Genomic DNA, 5577 nt, shown 5'->3' with positions numbered 1-5577 from the left:
GTCACTGCTATAGTGTGGCTGCCTATATACTTACAGCTAAATAAATACATATCAGGAAAAAAATGCTATTTTTTATCTGCAGCTATTTGTGCATTTTTACCGCCCTTAATATCAGGTTTTTTCACACCATTTTCGTCTTTTTCGCTAATTATTGTAACTCTACCTTTGTCGCAGATTGCAGCTTTGTTTCTTATGCTTATAAGGCAGTAAATATAACAAAGTGTTCCAACACCGTTCCGGCGCTTCGCGCCTCCACTCGACAGTTTGTAAGTAGCGCATTTAGCGAATTGCTGTGCAAAGTTTATCGCAATGCGCTACTTACAAGCTGCGGTTGAACACAACGTTAGGCAAAACATGTACAAATACCAAAAATGTATCGCTACGATTAAAGGATTTGGAACTACGCATTATGATAATGCTAAAAATGTTCAGGATTCTTCTTTTTCATGGTTATGCCCACTATGCAAGCATGGTAATCATGTAGATCTGAAACTTGTTTTGGATGGCTATCTATTTGGAAAGGAAGAAGATTTAGAAGCAGAACTTATCGTTCTCGCGGAAGAAATATTTTCAGTTAAACTTTTTAAGTCTGCTCCGTGCAACGGTTGGTCTTATTTTTTAAAAAGGTTTTGTGAAAATTGCCCAGGGATATTTTTGTTATGGGTTGGTATGAATGAAGTCAGAAACTCACATTACTTAATATCTGTGCATGGAGTTTATGAAGTTAAAAAACTTTAAACTAAGGAAAACAAAAAGTATGCCTAACAAATCGCTCAAGCATCGCCACTTCGTGGCTGGACAGTTTTTAAGTCGCAGTTTTGTGGTTTTGCTGCGCAAAAGTAATCCACAAAACCGCAACTTAAAAACTGCCGCTTAGCTCGGCGTTATAAAGCGCGGTCTTTTTGGTTGGTGTTTTCGGTAAGTCCGTGCGCTGTAGCAATATTTTAGTTTGTGCGCTCGGTGGTTTAGGTGTTCTAAATTGCTAAGCGAGTTTTGGTAGCAACGTAGCTCCGCTAGAATCTCTGGAATAGTTCGAATGGGCGTTTTCTGCACTTGGCAGCTGGCGCTCTAAAGTTCAGTTGCTCATGGTTCTGAAAATTGAATAGTGCAGTGTGTACGGCCTGAAGTATTTTAGTCCGTGCTAAGTTTTACCAATTGTGCGTAGTGTTATAACAAAGTATTCAAATCCGTTACGCTGCGCTCCACCGGACAGAATTTAAGTCGCGCTTTTGTGGTTTTGCTACGCAAAAGGTTTCCACAAAAGCGCGCCTTAAATTCTGCCGTTTAATACAACGTTATGGTAATGGATGCTTATAAATTGAAAATCTCTGTTTCATTAACAGTGACGCTAGTAATAACTCTATGTATTCTTGGTGCATATTATGACTTTGGAACAGGCTTTCAGACCTATTTAATCGCATCTGCCACGGGGTCATTTTCACTTGCAGTATTAGTGAGTGCTACATTGTTATCTAAAGCCATTCTTCAAGGCCCAACTTATACGGGTAAAAGCTCCCAAAACACTTATTCCTTTAAGGCTTGGTTTGCGTTAGCCGCAGGGTTGGTAGTTTTCGGAAGCCTATTCTACTATTACTTCTCGCAACCCTATCGGGTAGTTAATACCGGAAAACACATATATCATGCATGGGCATTTGGCCTTATGTTTGGAGCTCTTTTCTTGGGCTTTTTGCAAATTTTAGTTGTGCTTTTATATCGTTACATTAAGAAATAAATTGTAAACCATAACAAAGCGTTGCACCTGACGCATTGTAAGTAGCGCTTATGCAATACCGCTGCGCTAAGTTTATCGCAACGCGCTACTTACAATCCGCAGGTGAACGCAACGTTATGTTTCACTAGGAAAGTCGAAATGTCCGAAGATGATCTAAGCAAAGAAGCTAATATCAAAATTCCCGTGGGTCACCTACTTGCTGTATGGGGAATCCTGTCCGAAAAGTTATCTAGTTCCCCAATAAAAGATTCGTTTACCGAAGAGGAAAAAAGAGCAATTTGGGGTCTAGAAGACTTGTGTGAAAGGGAGCTTATTAATCAGGGCTATTCTTCTCGCCCTGAAAAAGATTGGAATCAACTAATGGCTAAAGCAACCGAATTTGTTAAAAATATACCAGTTGATTGCTTAGATTAAATTCAATCGAAAATAGGTCACAAAAACATAACAAGCGGTTCCAACGCCGCTCCAGCGCTTCGCGCTTACGCTCGACAGTTTGTAAGCAGCGCATTTAGCGAATCGCTGCGCGAAGTTTATCGTAAATGCGCCGCTTACAAACTGCGGTTGAACCGAACGTTATAAAAATGGAGAAAAAATGAAGAAAATCGCAATTGTTACCGCCCTGTTAACCCTGACGGGCTGCATTAGTTTTCCGCAATCTGAGCAAGCCCTTGCGGAAACAGGCTCGAAGAGTCCGACAATGTGCAGCAATCAACCTGTTGAAAAGCTAACTAAAGACATAGAAAAATATCTTTCAAAATGTTATCGCTGGAGAAGAGATGTATACGTCAATGGTGCAAATGTAACTACAAATTTTTATGTTTCAAAAAAAGAAATACCTGAGGGTGCAAAGTATTTTGTAACTCTTCCACACGGCGAAGGAAGTAATTTTTTATTAACCGTGCTTGCTGAAAACGGTAATAGTGAATGCCAATCGACTATTAACGGTTATGCGTATAATTTCATGTGGGCTAGGCACTTTGGAAAGTTAGAGAAAATCGCAAAAGGTGAAGAGGCGTCTTGCCCACTTTAAATTTTATAACAAGGCATTGCACCTGACACATTGTAAGTAGCGCTTTTGCAAAATCGCTGCGCGAAGTTTATCGCAACGCGCTACTTACAATCCGCAGGTGAACGCAACGTTATAAAGCGCGGCCTTTTTTGGTTGGTTTTTTTGGAAATTCCGTGCGCTGTAGCAATATTTTAGTTTGTGCGTTCGGCGGGCTTGGTGTTCTAAATTGCTAAGCGAGTTTTAGTAGCAACGCAGTTCCGTTAAAGTCTCTGGAATAGTTCGAATTGGCATCTTCTGCACTTGGCAGCAGGCGCTTTAAAGTAAATTGAGGCATGGTTCTGAAATTAGCTAGTGCAGTGTGTGCGGCCTGAAGTATTTTAGTCCGTGCTAAGTTTTATCGAATATGCGTAGTGTTATAACAAAGTATTCAAATCCGTTCCGCTGCGCTCCACCGGACAGAATTTAAGTCGCACTTTTGTGGTTTTGCTTCGCAAAAAGTTTCCACAAAATCGCGCCTTAAATTCTGCCGTTTAATACAACGTTATGTGAATATTGAAATGAGCATTCCAAAGAAAGGAAGTAGAAAAATTATCGTGGGCGAAAATGAGTTTTTGTGGCTCATTAGGTCAAAACCCACATATTCGCAGGACTGTTTAGGTACAGAAATGACTGCGGTCGTTGAATCGGTGGAATTGAACGGCTCTATCTTGCGAATTACTTTTCCATTTTTAAGGCCAGATGCGTCTCTTAAATTAAATTCTGGTGGTGTAACTCCGTACATGGTTGAGCAAAGCATTAAAAATGCTATTTCCCAAGGCTGGAACCCTAAGGCTTCTAACGGTGTTTTTGAATATAGGCATACAAGCACATAACAAAGCGTAGCAACTCGCGCACTTCGTGCGCTGGACAGTTTGTAAGTCGCGGCTTTGTGGTTTTGCTGCGCAAAAATAACCCACAAAACCACGACTTACAAACTGCCGTTGTACGCGGCGTTAGCATCTGCATATGAAAGAATTTCACTCCGAGGCGAAAGAAATGGATGAGCCACAGGTAAAAATCGAAGTTAAGCGTGAAGTTAGAACCTATGCAGAGTTTTGGCATACATCTACTTGCCTGCTAGAGATGACAAATGAAATTAAGGAAGGGCAATATCATTTGGTAATGGGAAGTTTGGTTTTTACGGCGTTTACCTTGGAGGCATTTTTAAATCATGCAGGAGAAAAAGTATTTTCTTGTTGGAAAGACCTTGAAAGACTAAGCCCTAAAGAAAAGCTAAATGTTATTTCTGAAAAAATAGAATTGAAAATTGACTATGGAGTCCGTCCTTGGCAGTTAATTAATGAGCTTTTTCAGTTTCGTAACGACATAGCGCATGGTAAAAATATTACCCTAAAACTATCTGACACTAAAACGCTTACAAATTACAGATTGGATCCTAATCTTCAACACTACAACGCTGAAACTCGCTGGGAAAAATATTGCACTAAAGAGAATGCTGAGAGAGCAAGGTCTGAGGTTATAGAAATAGTTGAGCTTATCTACAATTCAGCAAAAATCTCTAACGAATATCCATTTCAGTTTGGCTTTGAAATGAAAGGCTCAACTTTAGTGCTATAAAAAATGCTAACAAGCGACTGTGGTAGAAAATCAATACCTGAAACGCAAATTTAGTTAGCTTGCCACTCGCAGTTATCCCGCACCATGGCGTTTAAAATCGTCATCATTTTTCGCATGCAGGCCGTAAGTGCAACTTTCTTGTGCTTACCCTGCTCAACGAGCTTTTTGTAAAATTTCTTCATCACTGGATTACACTGAATCGCGCTCAGCATCGCCATGTATAACACCGTTCTAATCGGTGCCCGACCACCTTTGATTCTACGTCGTCCTTTCATCATGCCGCTGTCGCGATTAAATGGAGCCAAACCACAAAGCGCTGCTATTTTGCGTGGTGACAGTTGGCCTAGCTCAGGTAACTCTCCCAATAGCGTGAACGTAACACCATCGCCCACACCTGGCACTGAGCTTAGAATCTCATAAGTACGCTGCCACTCAGTAACTTCACCAATGGCTTTGGCGAGTAACTTGTTGATGCTTTCAATTTCTTTATCGAGCACTTTCAGCAAGCGCTTATGGGTTGCTGCAAGAATCGCAGGCGCTTTGTGCTGACGATTTAATTCCTGGGTTCGCATCTCATTCAGTTGGCGCTTGCGTGAGAGTAAATCCCTGATATAGCGTACTTTTTTACTATTGAGAGGCCTTGGCTCCGGTTTTAATATGGCACCAAATTGTGCGATGAGCCGCGAATCAATTTTATCGGTTTTGACAAAAACACCCTGTGCTTTGCCAAACTGACGAACTTGGGTTGGCTGGACAATAATTACCGGCAATTCCTTTTCAGCGCAGGCTTCCACCAAACCTCTTTCGTAACCGCCGGTCGCCTCAACCAAAATGCGAGTGAGGTTATAACGCGATAGTTTTTTAATTAATTCACGAATCCCTTCCGTGGTATTGGGATATTGCAAATAAACATCGAGCTCGAAAATACAAATATCCAGCGTGCTTTTTCCGATGTCGATTCCTACATTTCTTTCACTGCGATCAATGTGTGCGGCGGTAGTTGTATTCATAACTCACCCTTGCTACATTCGGGCTCGGAGCCCATTCGACTGTTCGAGTTAAAAGTAGAATCAGCAAGGTGCCCACGCTTGTTAACGGGCTAGATTACTCTGCGCCAGTGCTGCACCGGGCTACCTTGCTGAATACCTGTTGCTGCAGGTATGGGCTCCACCTTATCGCGTTAAGAATGATAAGAAAACTGATGAAATCAATCATACAA

General features: G+C 41.3%; 8 protein-coding genes. 7 read left to right on the top strand and 1 reads right to left on the bottom strand.

The annotated features are described in order from the left end of the window. The 7 genes from VC28_RS19995 to VC28_RS12940 form a co-directional block, all read left to right on the top strand. The coding region (locus VC28_RS19995) for a hypothetical protein (RefSeq protein WP_231591743.1) at positions 1-210 on the top strand (210 nt) is incomplete at its 5' end. A 99-nt stretch (positions 211-309) separates the two neighbouring features. Beyond that, positions 310-738 (top strand): hypothetical protein, encoded by a 429-nt coding sequence (locus tag VC28_RS12965; RefSeq protein WP_049631010.1) that lies wholly within the window; start codon positions 310-312, stop codon positions 736-738. Positions 739-1303: 565 nt separating this feature from the next. Then, on the top strand, positions 1304-1732 hold the full coding sequence (locus tag VC28_RS12960) for a hypothetical protein (RefSeq protein WP_049631009.1): 429 nt from the start codon (positions 1304-1306) through the stop codon (positions 1730-1732). A 138-nt stretch (positions 1733-1870) separates the two neighbouring features. Further along, entirely contained in the window at positions 1871-2146 is a 276-nt protein-coding gene (locus VC28_RS12955) for a hypothetical protein (RefSeq protein ID WP_049631002.1), read from the top strand. Positions 2147-2324: 178 nt separating this feature from the next. Beyond that, positions 2325-2762: a hypothetical protein gene (locus tag VC28_RS12950; protein WP_049631008.1), complete on the top strand. Its 438-nt coding sequence runs from the start codon at positions 2325-2327 to the stop codon at positions 2760-2762. 524 nt (positions 2763-3286) lie between these two features. Continuing rightward, positions 3287-3613 carry a hypothetical protein gene (locus VC28_RS12945; RefSeq protein ID WP_197085526.1) on the top strand — a complete coding sequence of 109 codons (327 nt, stop codon included), beginning with the start codon at positions 3287-3289 and terminating at the stop codon, positions 3611-3613. Positions 3614-3746: 133 nt separating this feature from the next. Then, complete coding sequence (locus VC28_RS12940) at positions 3747-4358, top strand: hypothetical protein (protein ID WP_156184333.1); 612 nt, start codon at positions 3747-3749, stop codon at positions 4356-4358. Positions 4359-4408: 50 nt separating this feature from the next. Here the strand turns inward: VC28_RS12940 and VC28_RS12935 are convergent, their stop codons facing one another. Continuing rightward, positions 4409-5368: an IS110 family RNA-guided transposase gene (locus VC28_RS12935; RefSeq protein ID WP_049628929.1), complete on the bottom strand. Its 960-nt coding sequence runs from the start codon at positions 5366-5368 to the stop codon at positions 4409-4411. Positions 5369-5577 lie beyond the last annotated feature (209 nt).

The sequence above is a fragment of the Cellvibrio sp. pealriver genome, from assembly GCF_001183545.1.
In the GTDB taxonomy this organism is placed as follows: Bacteria; Pseudomonadota; Gammaproteobacteria; order Pseudomonadales; family Cellvibrionaceae; genus Cellvibrio.
This window is presented reverse-complemented; position numbering and strand designations above follow the sequence as displayed.